The sequence below is a fragment of the Chryseobacterium sp. SN22 genome (genome assembly GCF_008329705.1).
Lineage (GTDB): Bacteria > Bacteroidota > Bacteroidia > Flavobacteriales > Weeksellaceae > Chryseobacterium.
The window spans coordinates 189,756-205,627 of the sequence record NZ_VTSX01000001.1 but is presented as its reverse complement, the minus strand read 5'-3'; the positions used below and the strand labels follow the sequence as shown (position 1 = coordinate 205,627).

The window sequence follows — 15,872 nt, the reverse complement described above, 5'->3', positions numbered from 1 at the left end:
TTTACCCCGAATTACAATTCAATTAAAAAAAATAGTATTTTTGTTTAAAATAATATAAAATGTTAGATAGGAGGACAAAAAATTTATTTTTGGCTTTGTTTTTAATTTTTGCAGCAGGTTTCCTTTCTGCCCAGAGCAGGGAAGGGAAAGGCGTGGCAAGTAAAAAAACAACGGAAAATATGAAGGCCGGTGCTTTCATTGATGTGAACACCGCCGCATATCCGGAATCCGGCTTCAGCATCAGCCAGCTGGTAAAAGATGTACTGATCAGCGGCGGATCTGCCTGTTCAGCAGCCAACGTGACGAATGTAGCCGTTTCTCCGAATTTAGCAGTTTCCGACCAGAACAGAAGTTGGGGGTATTTTAACAAAGCAGCGACCAACTTTCCTTTTGCAAAAGGAATCGTCCTTACCACAGGGTATGCAAGAAAAGCGGGAAATGATTTTCAGGGAACACTAAGTGATCCTCTGGGCTCAGGCGGAGATGCAGATCTGGCAGCAGCATTGGGGGTTCCGAACAACCAGCTGAATGATGCCACCTACATCGAATTCGATTTCGTTCCGGCCTCTACCAAGGTTACTTTCCGGTATCTTTTCGCCTCCAAAGAATACCAGACCAACTTTCCGTGTACCATCAGTGACGGTTTTGCCCTCCTGTTGAAAAGAGTGGGTGACCCTTATACCAACCTTGCTGTTCTTCCCGGAGGGGCAGGCCCGGTAAGTGTGACGAACATACACCCGGCCACCCAGTATCAGACCGGTGCGCCGTTAGCCTGCGGAGCCGCGAATGTATCGTATTTCGGAGGCTATAATTCTCCCCAGATAGAAACCAATTTTAACGGACGTACAATTCCTCTAACGGCAACGGCGACTGTAATTCCCGGCCAGACCTATCACTTCAAAATGGTTCTGGCAGATTATCAGGATTCCAATTTTGATTCTGCAGTTTTTCTTGAAGCAGGATCTTTCGATATAGGGGTTGAACTATTAAACCCTGCAGGGGTAGCCCTTCCTTCATCAATCAATGTTTGTGATAATGCTCCGCAGACCTTTACGGCTTCCGTACAGGGAGTTGGTGCCACTTACCAGTGGTATTTGGGGGGGAATCTGATTCCCGGGGCCAATCAGCCTTCTTATACGGCTACCCAGCCCGGTACTTACAGTGTTCAGGTATTTTTACCGGGCAATACCTGTCCGGGAACTGCTTCCATAACAGTTGTCGGCGGTACATCGCCCACCGTACAGAATGCTACGCTTACGGCCTGCTATACCCAGGGAAATGCAACATTTAATCTAACCTCAGCGCAAAGTTCCATCAGCACAACACCGGGTGCTGCATTTGCCTATTATATCAATCAGTCCGATGCCTTAGCCGGAAATACAAATACCATCCCGACACCGACTGCTTTTCCAAGTGCGGGACAGACCGTATATGTATTGGTAAAAAACGGCTTCTGCTCGAAAGTTGCCGAATTACAATTGATAAAAGCCGCTCAGATCACCGCGACCATTGCGGCACCGGGAGTTCTGACCTGCGCCAATCCACAAGTTACCCTTAATGCTTCCGCCTCGGTTTATCCTACAGGAGCCACTTTCAGCTGGACAACCGCCAACGGGAATATTGTTTCAGGAGCCAACACCCTGAATCCGGTAGTGAGTACTGCAGGAACTTATACTTTAACCATTTCAAACACCTATCAGCCCGGAAATTTAACCTGTACCAATGCGGCCAGTGTTACGGTAACGGGAGACAGTGCACCGCCAGCAACAGGGGTAACGGCTTCCAAGACGCTGATCTGTTCCGGTGAATCCGTTACTTTAACGGCTTCCGGCGGTACCACTTACAACTGGACGGGACTTACAGGAAACGGAGCCACCCAAACGGTTTCTCCAACAACCACAACGACCTATACCGTAACTGCAGTAGGCGCAAACGGCTGTGTTTCCCAGACTCCGGCAACCATTACCATACAGGTGACCCAGCCGATTACGGTGAATAATGCCACTTTAGTAAAATGCTATCAACAGGGTGGAATCAATTATAATTTAACGGAGGCCCAGCCTCAGATTACAACGGCATCAGGCGTTACATTCTCCTATTACCTCAACCTGGCAGATGCCAATGCAGGAAATGCCAATACCATTGCGAATCCTGCATCTTTTAACAGTGCCGGGGGACAGACGATCTATGTTTTAGTAACCAATGGCGGATGCCGTAATGTGGTAACGCTGCAACTGTCGGCAACGGCACAGACCACTTTAACGATTAATCCTCCGCAGCAGATTACCTGCACGACACCCCAGATCACGCTGAATGCGGGCTCGTCGGTAATTCCTTCGGGATATTCAATTGCATGGACGGCTTCAGGAGGAGGAAATATCGTTTCGGGAGGGAATACCTTAACGCCGGTGGTAAATGCCGGTGGAGTATATACGTTAACAGTAACCAGTGTGAATCTTCCAAATAATCTGAATTGTCCTTACACAGCAAGCGTAACGGTAACCCAGAATACAACGGCTCCGATAGCTGCTTTAACTTCTACTGCTTTACAGATCTGTCCGGGAGAATCGGTTACTTTAACCGCTTCGGGAGGGGCTGCCTATAACTGGGGCGGAGGTCTTCCCGGAAACGGAAATACCCAGGTTGTTTCTCCTGCAAATACAACCACCTACACTGTATCTGCAGTAGGAGCGAACGGTTGTGTCTCAACAACCCCTGCAACCATTACCGTTGTTGTAGGGCCTCCGGTAGCGGTGCTTGCCGCTTCAAAATCCAAAATATGCGTAGGGGAATCCGTTACTTTAACGGCCACCGGTGGAGTAACTTACGAATGGATAGGCCTTCCGGGCAACGGAAGTACACAGATCGTATCACCAACCGTGACGACAACATATTCCGTCTTTGCTTTAGGTGGAAACGGCTGTAAAGTAGCTAACCCGACTTCTATTACCATCGAAGTGGTACCGGCAATTGTTTCTACCTTACAGGATGTTTATGCGTGTGCTGGAGACAGTGCGGTCTTAGATGCAGGAGCAGGACCGAATTATACCTATTTATGGAATACGGGAGCAACAACGCAGACTATTTCCGTAAATACTCCGGGAACCTATTCGGTGACCATAAGCAACGGAACATGTTCCAAAGTATATTCGGCCCAGCTGATCAATCCGGCACTGCCGCAGTTTACGAATGTTACTTATGAAAAGAACGTCCTTACCCTTACCGCTACGAATCCTTCCAACGGAACACTGGAGTATTCCATCAACGGAGGAGTAAACTGGCAGGCATCCAATATTTTCTATAATGTATTGGACAACACCAATTATACATTGCTTGTAAGAGTGAAAGATGCCAAATGCTTTACGTCTCTCTCATTCTTCACTTTTGTCATAACCAATGCTATTACGCCGAATTTAGACGGTAAAAACGATACGGTAGACTTTACCGGCATCAGTACCTATAACAATTTTGCGGCTTCTATTTTCGACAGGTACGGACAGGAAGTATTTAAAGCCGGTAAAAACAATACCGTCTGGAACGGAATGCTGAGAGGAAGCCTTGTCCTTCCTACGGCAACTTACTGGTATCGGGTACAGTGGGAAAACCCGGCAAGCAAGAAACTGGAGCTTCGAAGCGGATGGATTTTACTGAAAAACAGGAATTAAAAGATAATTAAATTATAACCTCTCATTTTGGGAGGTTTTTTTATTATTTATTCATAAAAAAGCTATTTATATATGCGATTTCCGCAGAAAAAATTTAAATTTGTTAAAACGAAATATTATGAAGAGATGCTTACTGATTTTTTCTTTAATTTTAGCCTCGTCGTCGAGTCTCTTTTATTCACAATCCAATATTCCCCGAAAACTTAAAAAAGAAGGTAATTCCGCAACTGCGAAAGCCGGTGCTTTTATAGACGTAAATGTTCCGACTTATCCGGCTTCTGCCTATACCGCCGAGCAGCTGGTAAAGGATGTATTGATCTCATCCGGAACCAACAGCTGCGTAACACCCAATGTTTCCAATGTTACTGTAAGCCCGAATCAGGGACCTGCCGTTGCAGACCGGGCCTGGGGATATTTCAACAGAGGGACTACCAATTTCCCGTTTAAGGACGGAATTGTATTATCCACCGGATTTGCCAGAAAGGCAGGAAATGCACTGGAGCCTTTTACTCTTGGTGATAATCTTTCCACAGGAAGTGACCCGGATCTTGCCGCTGCCATAGGGTCTACCGGATTTCTAACCAACGCTGCGATCCTTGAATTCGATTTTGTACCCACCTCTTCCCAGGTAAAATTTAATTACCTGATGGCTTCGGAAGAATATACCGGAAGTTTTCCCTGTAGTTTTGCCGATGCCTTTGCCTTATTGCTGAAGCCCACTGCAGGCGGACCTTACGTAAATATGGCAGTATTGCCGGCACCGGGAACCGGACCGGTAAGCGTAACGAATATCCACCCGCAGAACAGTGATGCCGGTTTTGATATGGGATGCGGAGCTCCTAACGTCGCTTTCTTCGGAGGATATAATACTGCGAATATCGAAACCAATTTCAATGGAAGAACCGTTCCTTTGCAGGCTACCGCTACAGTAGTTCCAGGCCAGTCTTACCACTTTAAAATGGTGGTGGCCGACTACGGACAGTTCGGCACTGACAGTATTTATGATACGGCCGTTTTTCTTGAAGGAGGATCTTTCAATATTAATGTTGAATTACAGGACTCAACAGGAGCTACCTTGCCGGAAGAAATCAATGTATGTGATGCTGTTCCTCAGGTAATTACTGCTTCCATAAGCGATCCCAACATGAATTACCAGTGGTATCTGAACGGTGTAGCCATTCCGGGAGCAACATCCCCGACCATTACCGCTACACAACCGGGAAACTACGAAATCCAGGTAACATTTCCGGGAAGCCCTTGTCCGGGCAAAGCCAACATCAAAATCAACGGAGGAACAACTCCGGCGGCTGTTGATGCTACTTTACTGCTGTGTACAACGCCGGACATTACGTGGTTTGATTTAACGGATGCCATGCCATCCATAAGCACGACCCCCGGAGCGGTGTTCCGTTTTTATGTAAATCAGGCGGATGCGATTGCGCAGAACAATAATTTTATTACCGACATTCTTCATTATAACGGTACCGATGGCCAGACCCTATATGTCGTGGTTTCAAACGGAGGCTTCTGTAGCAAGAGGGTTGAACTTAAATTATTAAAGGAAGCCAGACCTACTATAAACCTTGCGGTTTCGGATATTAAAGTTTGTCCGGGAGCAACGGTAGATCTTACAGCAACCGGAGGAGTAACCTACGAATGGGCAAATTTCCCAGGAACCGGGAATACCCAATCGGCCACCATTTATAATACCACGACCTTCCAGGTGTATGCAATCGGAGCAAAAGGTTGTAAATCTTTACTGCCGGCCAAAATTACCGTTGAGGTAGTGCCTGAGATTGTTTCTTCCCTGCGTGACGTAGAGATTTGTGCGGGAGACCGGGTAACGCTTGATGCCGGAGACGGCCCTAACTATACGTACCTTTGGAGTACAGGTGCCGTTACCAGAACAATCGACGTAGACCAGTGGGGTATTTACTCGGTGAAAATCAAAAACGGATTCTGCGAAAGGACATTTACGGCTAAAGTAATGGCTGCAGCATCCCCTTATGTAACGAACCTTGAATACAGCAACAATACCTTGACAATTAGTGCGGAAGTACCGATGATCAACAATATCCCTCAGACGGCCGAATACTCCGTTGACGGCGGGATCACCTGGCAGCCGTCGAATGTATTTACAGGGCTGACCAATAATGCCAATTATAACATTCAGGTAAGAACGGTAGGAACACATTGTGTAGGCGCACTGGAATTCTTCACTTTCAATATTGCCAACATCATTACACCGAATCAGGATGGTGTTAACGATACCTTAGACCTTACGGCTCTCGGGTCATTCAATAATTTCACAGGATCGGTTTACGACCGGTACGGATCGGAGTTGTTCAAATTCTCAAAACAGACACCTGTCTGGGATGGAACACTGGGAGGAAAAAGATTGCCGACAGCGACGTACTGGTATAAATTTAATTTTCAGTATCCGAAATCCAAAGCCAACATGAACCATTCCGGCTGGATTCTTCTGAAAAACAGGGAATAAATAATCAATTAATCGATAATGCAGATACTAAAGGCTGTCCGAAAAGGGCAGTCTTTTTTTATGTATAGGTATCAGTAGTAAAAAGGAAGAAGCTGCCTGGAATTTCAGACAGCCTCTTTTATTATAAGTAAATATTACCGGTTTTCTTTCCAGAGCCGTGTAAAGGAAATGAAGTCCGTTACGCTGAGTTCTTCGGCTCTTTTGTCCATAAATTCATGGGTTTTCAGAGCTTCCGGAATATCGAGTATTTTCAGGGCATTGGAAAGTTTTTTTCTTCTTTGGTTAAAACCGGCCTTTACAATCTGCTTGAAAAGGATTTCATTTCCGGCCAGTCCTTCCTTCGGGTTTCTCGTAATCCGGATTACGCCCGACTTTACTTTCGGAGGCGGGTTGAATACATTTTCGTGAACGGTAAACAGATACGTTGTATCATAATACGCCTGAATAAGGACGGACAGGATGCCGTAATCTTTGGTTCTCGGAACGGCAGCCGTTCTTTCGGCCACTTCCTTCTGGAACATGCCTACCATTTCTGGGATCAGTTCATAATAATCGATAATCTTAAATAAAATCTGTGAAGAAATATTATACGGGAAATTTCCGATAATCGCAATCTGTTCATCTTTCATAAACTGAAAATCCTGTTTCAGGAAATCACCCACAAAAGTCTCTTCCGTAATTTTGGGATAGTTGTCTTTCAGGTACTCTATTGATTCCTTATCAATTTCCGCAAGATAGATCTGCTGATCTTTTTCCAAGAGGTATTTCGTAAGGACCCCCATTCCCGGACCCACTTCCATAACGTTCCGGTAGCCTTCAAAACTGAGACCATCCACGATTTTTTTTGCGATGTTTTCATCCGTCAGAAAGTGCTGACCAAGATGCTTTTTTGCTTTTACACTCAATGTTTTTTATGATTTTATTAACAGTGATTTTCTCTTTTTCGTTCCCAAATTTCGGAAGATTTTTTCTATTTTAGCCAAAAATTTTAATATTAATGGCTAAATCGGTAGATGAGTTTAATAAGAAAAGGCTTAGGTCCAGCAATATTACAGTAGTAATAAGTATTGCCTTAGTGTTATTTTTGTTGGGATTAATGGGACTTATCCTGATTAATGCCCAGAAATATTCAGATTACATCAAAGAACAGCTGGTAGTAAATGCTTATTTTGATGAAAACTATGATGCTAAGGATTCTGTAAAGATTGCGAAAATGGAAGCTGAGGTTTTCAAAGAAATTCAGACACTGGCACCTGTAAAAAAAGCCACTTATATTACAAGGGAGATGGCTTCCAAAGAAGCTAAAAAAGCAATGGGAATTGATGCGGATGCGCTCTTTGAAGAAAATATTTTCCCTTCATCTGTAGAAATTGCATTGAAGCCGGAATATGTGGATCCTACCAAAATCGATCAGGCCATCAAAGTTATTAAAGGCGTTCCGGGAATTATCGATGTGAAGAATGACAGTACATTGATGGTGGATGTATACAACAACCTCAGCCGGATTTTGAAATGGATTTTAGGATTTTCCGTACTGTTTTTAATCCTGGCAGTAGTCCTGATCAACAACTCCATCCGCCTGAAAATATTCTCCAAGCGATTTATCATTAAAACCATGCAGCTGGTAGGAGCGAAAAGAAGATTTATCTTGAAGCCTTTCATTATAGAAGCAGTTGTTCTGGGAGCCATAGGTTCAGTAATCGGGCTTCTGGCGCTTTTCGGGGTTTGGTATTACTTCACAAGCCAGATCGGGTCTGCTTTCGTACAGGACAACAACCAGTACTTCTGGCTTGTTTTCCTGGTATTGGGCGTAGGGATTTTCATTACGGTTTTAAGTACGGTGATTGCGACCTGGAGATTCCTGAGATCAAGTGTTGATGACTTATATTACTCTTAACAATGAGCAAAAAAACAAATAAATTTTCCGCTGAAAGCTTCGGTAAAGAAACAGCCGAAGCGCCGCAGGAAAACACGTTCTACTTCGGAAAACAGAACTTTAAGTGGATGCTGATCGGCTTTGCGTGTATCGTGGTAGGTTTCCTTCTGATGATGGGCCCCGATGCCAATACCGTAGACGGAAAATACGATCCTAATTCCTGGAACGAAGGTATTTTTTCCATCCGCAGGATCCGTATTGCCCCGTTGTTTGTGGTAATCGGTTTTGCGATAGAAGTGTATGCAATTCTGAAAAGAAAATAAATCAATTTTTATTAGAGATTAAGAAGTTGGGAAATTCGGATAGATCCGGGTTTCTCAGTTTTTTAGTCTTTTAATTTTTAAATACGTTATGGATTTAATCAAAGCAATCATCATTGCTATCGTAGAAGGGCTAACGGAATACCTTCCGATTTCTTCTACCGCCCACATGGGGTTTACTGCGAATTTGCTGGGCCTGGAAGAGACTGAATTTTTAAAAATGTTTCAGGTTTCCATTCAGTTTGGGGCCATTCTTTCCGTAGTAGTGGCTTACTGGAAGAAATTTTTCGACCTGAAAAACCTGCAGTTTTATTTCAAGCTTGCCTTTGCGGTCATTCCGGCGTTGGTGTTGGGTTATCTGTTTGATGACAAAATCGAGGCGGTGTTAGGAAACCAGATTGCCATTTCTTCAGTATTGGTTTTGGGTGGGGTTGTGCTGCTGTTTGCCGACCAATGGTTTAAAAATCCGACGATAGACGACGAAAAAGGGATTACCATTAAAAAAGCGGTTACGATCGGATTCTGGCAGTGTCTGGCTATGATGCCGGGAACCAGCCGGAGTGCAGCTTCCATCATCGGTGGAATGACGCAGGGCTTAACAAGAAAAGCGGCGGCTGAGTTTTCATTCTTCCTGGCTGTGCCAACAATGCTTGCCGTAACGGTATATTCGGTATTTGTAAAAACGTGGGGCAAGGAAACCCCGAATCCGCAGAAAGGCTATGAGATGATCATAGAATCTCAGGAACATATTACAGTTTTCATTGTCGGAAACGTCGTGGCGTTTATCGTAGCTCTGATTGCTATTAAAGCTTTTATCGGATTTTTAAATAAGTATGGTTTCAGGCCATGGGGCTGGTACCGTATTTTTGTCGGGATCGCTTTACTGATTTATTTTTATTGGTTCCAATAAATTCAATTCTTCCCTTACTCATTACCTATTATTCATTACCCATATACAATGACTGCAGAAGATTTACAGGAAGGACATCTGTTTTTACTCGACAAACCTTTGGATTGGACGTCTTTTCAGGCGGTCAACAAAATGAAATACAAACTCAAAAGAGAGTTTGATCTTCCCAAGAAATTCAAGATCGGCCATGCCGGAACTTTGGATCCCAGGGCGACGGGCCTTCTGATTGTATGCTGCGGTAAATTTACCAAGAAAATCCCGCAGATACAGGACGCTCCGAAAGAATACTGGACGGAGATCAAAATCGGGGTACAGACCGAATCTTATGATACCGAAAAACCTGAGATTCTTCATCAGGATATTTCGCAAATTACCGGAGCGCAGGTGAGAACCGCCCTGGAAAAATTTATAGGGGAGATCGATCAGACACCGCCTGTATTTTCGGCAATTAAAATCGATGGAAAGCGGGCCTATGATTTGGCACGGGCAGGAACAGAAGTAGAAATGAAATCCAGGAAAACCACCATATTCTACATCACTGATGTTAAAATTGATTTTCCACTGGTAAGCTTTACGGTTGGCTGTTCAAAAGGTACCTACATCCGGAGCCTCGCCCATGACATCGGCCAGGAACTGGGTGTCGGAGCTTATCTTACACAATTGAGAAGGACGAAAATCGGTGATTACAAGATTGAAAATGCAACCTCTGATTTTCTGGATAATGATTTTAAATTCGATCATGATTAAAAGAATATTCCTGATGCTGGCTTCAGTTTCTTTCTCTTTGATTTTTTCACAGGAAACGAAACCTTCAAAACCGGTAATGGGATTTTATATCAATCCCACGGTTAATTTGGGATATAATCTGGCCAACAGAATCAAAGATAACCAGAATAAAGATTCCCAGGATTACCAGCAGAATGTTTCACCTTATTTGCCGAATGATTTTACCTACGGAATTACGGCTGTGGCAGGTTATAATTTTATACCGAATCTAGCTTTGGGTTCAGGTCTGAAATACAGTTTTATCGCGGATAATTTTCATTTGCTGTACTGGGTTTTCCAGCCAAAGATTATGTTTAATTCAGGAGACGAACCGATCTTTGTCGATCTTAATTACGGAAAACAGATAAACCGGTCGGCAGTTTCCGATTCCCAATTCTACGGGTTGAAACTGGGTATCCAGATCTCCTATTTAAAAAGACTGAGCCAGGAGGGAGGCATTATTCTGGAAAGTCATAAATTTGCAAACTCAAGCGCCGTTTTTGTCGGACTGAGTTATGGGGTTACCATTTTCAGCAATAAAAATTATACCGGCTACGGAGAAGACTAATGGAAAAGACAAGGATCAATAAATATTTATCGGAAGTAGGATATTGCTCAAGAAGGGCAGCTGACAAATTATTGGAGGAGGGAAGGATCACCATCAACGGAAAAGTTCCGGAAATGGGGACCAAGGTTTCCGACGAAGATGTGATTTTGGTAGACGGTAAGCCGATCCGCGAGCCCGAAGAAGATCATGTATATATTGCCTTCAACAAACCCGTGGGAATTGTCTGCACAACGGACACCAGGCGTGAACAGAACAACATCATCGATTACATCAACCATCCCAAAAGAATCTTTCCAATCGGCAGGCTGGATAAGCCTAGCGAAGGGCTGATTCTTTTAACCAGTGACGGCGATATCGTGAATAAGATCCTGCGGTCAAGGAACAACCATGGAAAAGAATACATCGTAAGGGTCGATAAACCGATTACACCTAAATTCCTGGACAAGATGCGTAACGGGGTTCCGATTCTGGATACCGTTACCAAGAAATGCGAAGTTGAAAAAATCGATGAAATGAATTTCAGAATCGTATTGACGCAGGGCCTGAACCGCCAGATCCGCAGAATGTGCGAATACCTCGGCTATGAGGTAAAAAAGCTGAAAAGGATCCGGGTTCTGAATATCAAACTGGATTTACCCATCGGAAAATGGAGGGACCTTACGAAGGAAGAACTTTCCGCTTTGCTGAAAATGGTGGAAGGCTCCAGCAAAACCTTCGATTAAAAATAAAATTGAGATGCTCCTTAATTGGGCATCTCAATACAATATGTATGGTATCATTTCAGATACATTTTCATTCGCGCTTCATATTCCGGTTTTACCTTCAGGAGTTTCCAGATTTTCCGCTCGTCTTTTTCACTCAGTCGGTAGAATATAATTTTGTCAGCAGAATATTTAAAATAAGGATGGTTTTTCAGCCATTCTTCCGGAGCATCCAGCAGCGTATATTTCTGTACGTTTGACGTATTCAGCGGAGCGGCCGAAAGTAATTTCTGAGTCAGTTCCTTATCAATATTATAGGTAGTCAGGATCTGTTCTTTAGTCACAAACCCACCCAGCTTTTTCCGGAAACCGATCAGTGATCCGGCCGCTCGTTCATCAAAGCCGAATTCGATAAGCTGCCTGAAGGTAATTGAATTTAAATCCACTTTGGAAAAGTCCGTTTCCTGCTGATTCAGTTCAGGGTTTTTATTTGACGGATTCGCTGTGATGAATGTGGTATTTAAGTGGATAAAAGGCTTTAGCTTTGCAAACTTTTCCGGTGAAATCACAAAACATCTCTGGATTTCTTCCAGGCTTTTAAAGCTTCCTTTTAAATTCCGGTTACGGTAATTGATAATGGTCTGCGCCTGTTTCTCTGAAAAACCTAAAGATTTCCAGCCTTCCAGATCCAGGGTATTCGGATCGAAAGCATAATACCGGATTTTAGTTTTTCCCTGATTTGGATTTTTTGCATAACGACCGGGACTGGCCGGAGCTTTTTCAGGCAGTAGCAGGTAAGGGCTGATCTTTTGAAAATTTTCTTCACTGATGATAAAGCATTCCCTGAATTTTTCTTTGCTGACAAAACTTCCGCCCAGGTAGTGTTTGTATTTCAAGATAGCGGCAGCCTGTTTTTCGCTGAAGCCCATCTTCTGCCAGTCGGCCGCTGAATAATGGTCGGGATTAAAGCTTCCGGAAATGGTGATGCCTCTTTTTTCGTAATGATTAAAGCGGTTTGATTTCGCTTCCTTACCGGTTTCGGGCAGAAGAACATAAGGATCAAGTGCGGAAAATTGGTTTTCGGAAATGGCAAAGCATTTCTTCAGCTGTTCTTTTGAAATAAATTTCCCGCCGACGATTTTTTTATAATTGAGAATGGTCTTTACCTGTTTTTCGGTAAATCCCAGATTCTGCCACTGCTTGGCATCCAGCTCGTTCGGGTCGAATTCCGTCAGGTTGATTGCTGCCGGATGTTCCGTTACGAATTTTACCTCAGAAAAGTCTTCCTTATCCTTACTGGTGTATTCCTGAAAGGTAAATAAAATAACCAGCAATAATCCCATGCCGGCCAGTCTCTGGTAGTAGGTTTTTCTCATCACTGTAAACTTAATCATTTTATTAAGTATTCGCAATGAGGGTGTTGCGATTGGATTATTTTATAATAGAAGTTTTTGGTTTTGTTTTAAAATATAAATTAAAAATGAAATAAATATAAATTATTTTAACTATTCACTATCCCGCTCCGTCAGCGAGTCCTTCAGTTTCAGCAGTTCGGCCTTCACGAATTCAAGCCGGTCGATGAGGGTGACGGTTTCTGAGATTTTGCTGTTGGTGGTTAGGGCGATCTTGGCACCGTCGAGAGTGTAGCCTTTTTCTTTCACGAGGTGGTAGATGATCTGAAGGTTTTTGATGTCCTCAGGAGTAAAATAGCGGTTGCCTTTTTTGTTCTTTTTGGGCTTGATGATCGGAAATTCCTGTTCCCAATACCGTATCAGCGAAGTGTTTACATCAAAAGCTTTGGCGACTTCTCCTATGGAATAATACAGTTTATCGGGTAAGTTGATTTTCATTTTCTGGAATCGTAATTTTCAAAGATAAATATTTTTTAAATTTCATCAAAAATACAGAGGCTAAAAGTCGGTGTTTAGTTTGTGGTTCAGAGATGAAAATCATTTTAATCCGGGAAAATAGTTTTGGTTTTATTATTTTTGGTTTAAAATTAGAAGCCTGATGAAATCCATTTCCGTACTCCATATCGATCTTTTTCAGCAGGGAAAAAATACGCCGGATTTTTACTTCAATACGTTACGGGATCATTTGGTTACCAGCCATCGGCATATCGAAAAAGCCCATCGCCACGACTTTTATGCCACCATTCTTTTTACCCATGGAAGCGGGGTTCATGAGATCGATTTCCAGAAATATGAGGTTTCGGCGGGAAGCTTATTTTTTATGTCTCCCGGACAGGTTCACAGCTGGGAACTTTCGGATGATATCGACGGGTATATTTTCTTCTGCCTGCAGGATTTTTACGAAATGCACTATGTCAGCCAGAAGCTGAGGAATTTCCCTTTCTTCGGATCAGTCAGTTTTCCAAGGAAATTACAGCTGGATCCGGCTGAATTAAGCCATACCGTTAATCTGATGGTTGCCTTACAGAAAGAATATCATTCTCAAAATATGATGAAAAGCAGCCTGATGCTGTCTCTGATGTCACAGATTTTTATCTATTCAGCAAGGCAGTTTTCCAGGGATTTTCATCATCCTGCTTCGTCGGCAAGCCTTTCTTATTTCAAGCATTACCAGGACTTTGAAAGACTTATGGAAGAGTATTTTACAAAGGAGAAATCCATCTCTTTTTATGCAGATTTATTGAATATTTCCCCAAAACATTTAAACCGGATCACCCAGACGGTCGTCCGGAAGACAGCTACGGACATTATTACGGAAAGGGTGATCCTGGAAGCCAGAAGAATGCTGATGTACCTGGATGAAAACCTGGGCGAAATTGCTTTCCGGTTGGGCTATGAGGAATATTCCTATTTTGTGAGGGTCTTCCGGAAAACTTCCGGAATGACGCCTACGCAATTCATTAAAATATATAAATCCTAGCTTAAAAAGCCAGCTGGAAAGGTCCTTCAAAAATGGTATCGAATGAATCCGTCATATTTCCTTTTTCATCAAAGACCCCGATCGTCATATTCTGCTTCGATAAACGGATCTCTTTTTCAGGAAAGGTAATATTGATGTTTCCCCTCAGGATCTGGTCTCCTTTTAAGATAATCTCATCCGGGCCGAAGAAGTCGATTTCTGCATTTTGGGGAGCAATAACTTTTATGGTTAATTTTTTCTGCTCATTCGATTTGTTTAAAAGCGTGTAGATGAAAGTATTGGTTATTTTTCCGTCTTTAATGAAAAATGTCGATCCCGCAGGCTTGATAAACTTGGCTTCCATGGAACCCCGGTCATACATCAGAAACCCCAGGAATCCGATCAGCAATGCTAACATGACGGTTGTCGCCTTCATTCGTGAAGTAAATCTGAACTGATCCTGATTTTCAATTTCGGCTTCTGTAGCATAACGGATCAGCCCTTTCGGGAGACCGACTTTCTCCATCACCTCATCGCAGGCATCGATGCAGGCCGTACAGTTCACGCATTCCAGCTGCTGGCCGTTTCTGATGTCGATACCCGTCGGGCAGACCACCACACATTGGTGGCAATCGATACAATCACCTTTACCGACAGCTTTCCGGTCTTCGTTATTTCTCCATTTCGAACGGCCTTCCCCTCTTTTGAAATCGTAATAGACATTGATGGTCTGTTTGTCGATCAAAACACCCTGAAGTCTTCCATACGGACATACCAGCGTACAAACCTGCTCGCGGAGCCAGGCAAAAACAAAATAAAAAGTGACAGCGAAAGCAATCATCCCTAAAAATTTCAGAGAATGATCGGCCGGCCCCTCCATGATGATCCTAAAAACCTCTTCGTAACCAGCGATGTACATAAACATAAAGTTAGTGATGATCACTGACAACAGGGCAAAAACCGACCATTTAATGACTCTTTTTCGTATTTTTTCTGAGTTCCATTCCTGCCGGTCAAGCTTCATCTGCTTGTTCCGGTCGCCTTCGATCAGGTATTCTATTTTCCTGAAAACACTTTCCATAAAGATGGTCTGCGGGCACAGCCATCCGCAGAAGATTCTTCCGAACACGACCGTGAAAAGCATGACAAAAATAACTGAAGTAACGGCCCCCAAAGCTAAAATGAAAAAGTCCTGCAGATAAAAGGGCTGTCCAAAAATGAAAAATTTCCTGTCGATCACGTTAAACAACAGGAAAGGGTTACCGTTGATTTTCACGAAAGGAAGGCTGAAGAATAGCGCCAGTAAGAGGTAGCTGACATAATTTCTGTAATTGGTATATTTTCCTTTCGGTTTTCGGGGATAGACCCATTTCCGTTCTCCGGTTTCATGCATGGTTCCTACTGAATTTCTGAAGTCTTCGTAGGCAGTTTCCTGAGCCTGAAAATTGTTGGATGTTGTATTCATCGTATTAGGATTTATTTAAAATTTCATGAGAACTTTAACTGATGGAAGCCAATTCTCATTTTTATATCCGGACTAAGTATTTCTTTTTATTTATTCCATGCAAAGGTCCGGATTAAACAAACCTGTTACTAACAGGATTTACTTCTGAAATAGGACAATCAGGACATTTTTAATTCTTGATCTTAATTGATCAAACCGGGAAATAAACTTTGAATCTCCTCCCGCATGTCG

General features: G+C 43.2%; 13 protein-coding genes. 9 read left to right on the top strand and 4 right to left on the bottom strand.

Features of this window, described 5'->3' with window-relative positions; all coding sequences use genetic code 11:
- Nucleotides 1–89 precede the first annotated feature (89 nt).
- Both FY557_RS00915 and FY557_RS00910 read left to right on the top strand, forming a co-directional pair.
- The gene (locus FY557_RS00915; RefSeq protein WP_228451662.1) at nucleotides 90–3,665 is read left to right on the top strand and encodes a choice-of-anchor L domain-containing protein; all 3,576 of its coding nucleotides are present in this window, start codon (nucleotides 90–92) and stop codon (nucleotides 3,663–3,665) included.
- 118 nt (nucleotides 3,666–3,783) lie between these two features.
- Nucleotides 3,784–6,165 (top strand): choice-of-anchor L domain-containing protein, encoded by a 2,382-nt coding sequence (locus FY557_RS00910; protein WP_149245414.1) that lies wholly within the window; start codon nucleotides 3,784–3,786, stop codon nucleotides 6,163–6,165.
- Nucleotides 6,166–6,299: 134 nt separating this feature from the next.
- Here the strand turns inward: FY557_RS00910 and rsmA are convergent, their stop codons facing one another.
- The gene (rsmA, locus tag FY557_RS00905; RefSeq protein WP_149245413.1) at nucleotides 6,300–7,070 is read right to left on the bottom strand and encodes a 16S rRNA (adenine(1518)-N(6)/adenine(1519)-N(6))-dimethyltransferase RsmA; all 771 of its coding nucleotides are present in this window, start codon (nucleotides 7,068–7,070) and stop codon (nucleotides 6,300–6,302) included.
- A gap of 92 nt (nucleotides 7,071–7,162) precedes the next feature.
- Here rsmA and FY557_RS00900 point away from each other — a divergent pair, with 92 nt between their 5' ends.
- The 6 genes from FY557_RS00900 to rluF all read left to right on the top strand — a co-directional run bounded on the left by FY557_RS00900 (nucleotide 7,163) and on the right by rluF (nucleotide 11,326).
- Complete coding sequence (locus FY557_RS00900) at nucleotides 7,163–8,062, top strand: cell division protein FtsX (RefSeq protein WP_149245412.1); 900 nt, start codon at nucleotides 7,163–7,165, stop codon at nucleotides 8,060–8,062.
- A 2-nt stretch (nucleotides 8,063–8,064) separates the two neighbouring features.
- Nucleotides 8,065–8,364 carry a DUF3098 domain-containing protein gene (locus FY557_RS00895; protein ID WP_149245411.1) on the top strand — a complete coding sequence of 100 codons (300 nt, stop codon included), beginning with the start codon at nucleotides 8,065–8,067 and terminating at the stop codon, nucleotides 8,362–8,364.
- A gap of 88 nt (nucleotides 8,365–8,452) precedes the next feature.
- Entirely contained in the window at nucleotides 8,453–9,271 is an 819-nt protein-coding gene (locus tag FY557_RS00890; protein ID WP_149245410.1) for an undecaprenyl-diphosphate phosphatase, read from the top strand.
- Between the two features lie 48 nt (nucleotides 9,272–9,319).
- Nucleotides 9,320–10,018, top strand: a complete 699-nt coding sequence (gene truB, locus FY557_RS00885; protein ID WP_149245409.1) for a tRNA pseudouridine(55) synthase TruB — start codon at nucleotides 9,320–9,322, stop codon at nucleotides 10,016–10,018.
- Complete coding sequence (locus FY557_RS00880) at nucleotides 10,011–10,604, top strand: hypothetical protein (protein WP_149245408.1); 594 nt, start codon at nucleotides 10,011–10,013, stop codon at nucleotides 10,602–10,604. Before truB ends, FY557_RS00880 begins: the two co-directional genes overlap by 8 nt.
- The gene (rluF, locus tag FY557_RS00875) at nucleotides 10,604–11,326 is read left to right on the top strand and encodes a 23S rRNA pseudouridine(2604) synthase RluF (RefSeq protein ID WP_149245407.1); all 723 of its coding nucleotides are present in this window, start codon (nucleotides 10,604–10,606) and stop codon (nucleotides 11,324–11,326) included. The genes FY557_RS00880 and rluF overlap by 1 nt, the downstream gene beginning before the upstream one ends.
- A 53-nt stretch (nucleotides 11,327–11,379) precedes the next feature.
- Here rluF and FY557_RS00870 read toward each other — a convergent pair whose 3' ends face one another.
- Both FY557_RS00870 and FY557_RS00865 read right to left on the bottom strand, forming a co-directional pair.
- Nucleotides 11,380–12,699 carry a helix-hairpin-helix domain-containing protein gene (locus tag FY557_RS00870; RefSeq protein WP_228451661.1) on the bottom strand — a complete coding sequence of 440 codons (1,320 nt, stop codon included), beginning with the start codon at nucleotides 12,697–12,699 and terminating at the stop codon, nucleotides 11,380–11,382.
- Between the two features lie 111 nt (nucleotides 12,700–12,810).
- Nucleotides 12,811–13,155, bottom strand: a complete 345-nt coding sequence (locus FY557_RS00865; RefSeq protein ID WP_056078312.1) for a MerR family transcriptional regulator — start codon at nucleotides 13,153–13,155, stop codon at nucleotides 12,811–12,813.
- 160 nt (nucleotides 13,156–13,315) lie between these two features.
- Here FY557_RS00865 and FY557_RS00860 point away from each other — a divergent pair, with 160 nt between their 5' ends.
- Nucleotides 13,316–14,197, top strand: a complete 882-nt coding sequence (locus FY557_RS00860; protein ID WP_149245406.1) for an AraC family transcriptional regulator — start codon at nucleotides 13,316–13,318, stop codon at nucleotides 14,195–14,197.
- A 1-nt stretch (nucleotide 14,198) separates the two neighbouring features.
- Here the strand turns inward: FY557_RS00860 and ccoG are convergent, their stop codons facing one another.
- The gene (ccoG, locus tag FY557_RS00855) at nucleotides 14,199–15,641 is read right to left on the bottom strand and encodes a cytochrome c oxidase accessory protein CcoG (protein ID WP_149245405.1); all 1,443 of its coding nucleotides are present in this window, start codon (nucleotides 15,639–15,641) and stop codon (nucleotides 14,199–14,201) included.
- Between the last annotated feature and the right edge of the window lie 231 nt (nucleotides 15,642–15,872).

Excerpts from the sequence above, each read along its gene's own strand:
- FY557_RS00910 (WP_149245414.1), top strand. The coding sequence starts at position 3,784 with ATGAAGAGATGCTTACTGATTTTTTCTTTAATTTTAGCCTCGTCGTCG.
- FY557_RS00870 (WP_228451661.1), bottom strand. The coding sequence starts at position 12,699 with ATGATTAAGTTTACAGTGATGAGAAAAACCTACTACCAGAGACTGGCC.
- FY557_RS00890 (WP_149245410.1), top strand. The coding sequence starts at position 8,453 with ATGGATTTAATCAAAGCAATCATCATTGCTATCGTAGAAGGGCTAACG.
- FY557_RS00860 (WP_149245406.1), top strand. The coding sequence starts at position 13,316 with ATGAAATCCATTTCCGTACTCCATATCGATCTTTTTCAGCAGGGAAAA.
- FY557_RS00900 (WP_149245412.1), top strand. The coding sequence starts at position 7,163 with ATGGCTAAATCGGTAGATGAGTTTAATAAGAAAAGGCTTAGGTCCAGC.
- rluF (WP_149245407.1), top strand. The coding sequence starts at position 10,604 with ATGGAAAAGACAAGGATCAATAAATATTTATCGGAAGTAGGATATTGC.
- truB (WP_149245409.1), top strand. The coding sequence starts at position 9,320 with ATGACTGCAGAAGATTTACAGGAAGGACATCTGTTTTTACTCGACAAA.
- FY557_RS00880 (WP_149245408.1), top strand. The coding sequence starts at position 10,011 with ATGATTAAAAGAATATTCCTGATGCTGGCTTCAGTTTCTTTCTCTTTG.
- ccoG (WP_149245405.1), bottom strand. The coding sequence starts at position 15,641 with ATGAATACAACATCCAACAATTTTCAGGCTCAGGAAACTGCCTACGAA.
- FY557_RS00895 (WP_149245411.1), top strand. The coding sequence starts at position 8,065 with ATGAGCAAAAAAACAAATAAATTTTCCGCTGAAAGCTTCGGTAAAGAA.
- FY557_RS00865 (WP_056078312.1), bottom strand. The coding sequence starts at position 13,155 with ATGAAAATCAACTTACCCGATAAACTGTATTATTCCATAGGAGAAGTC.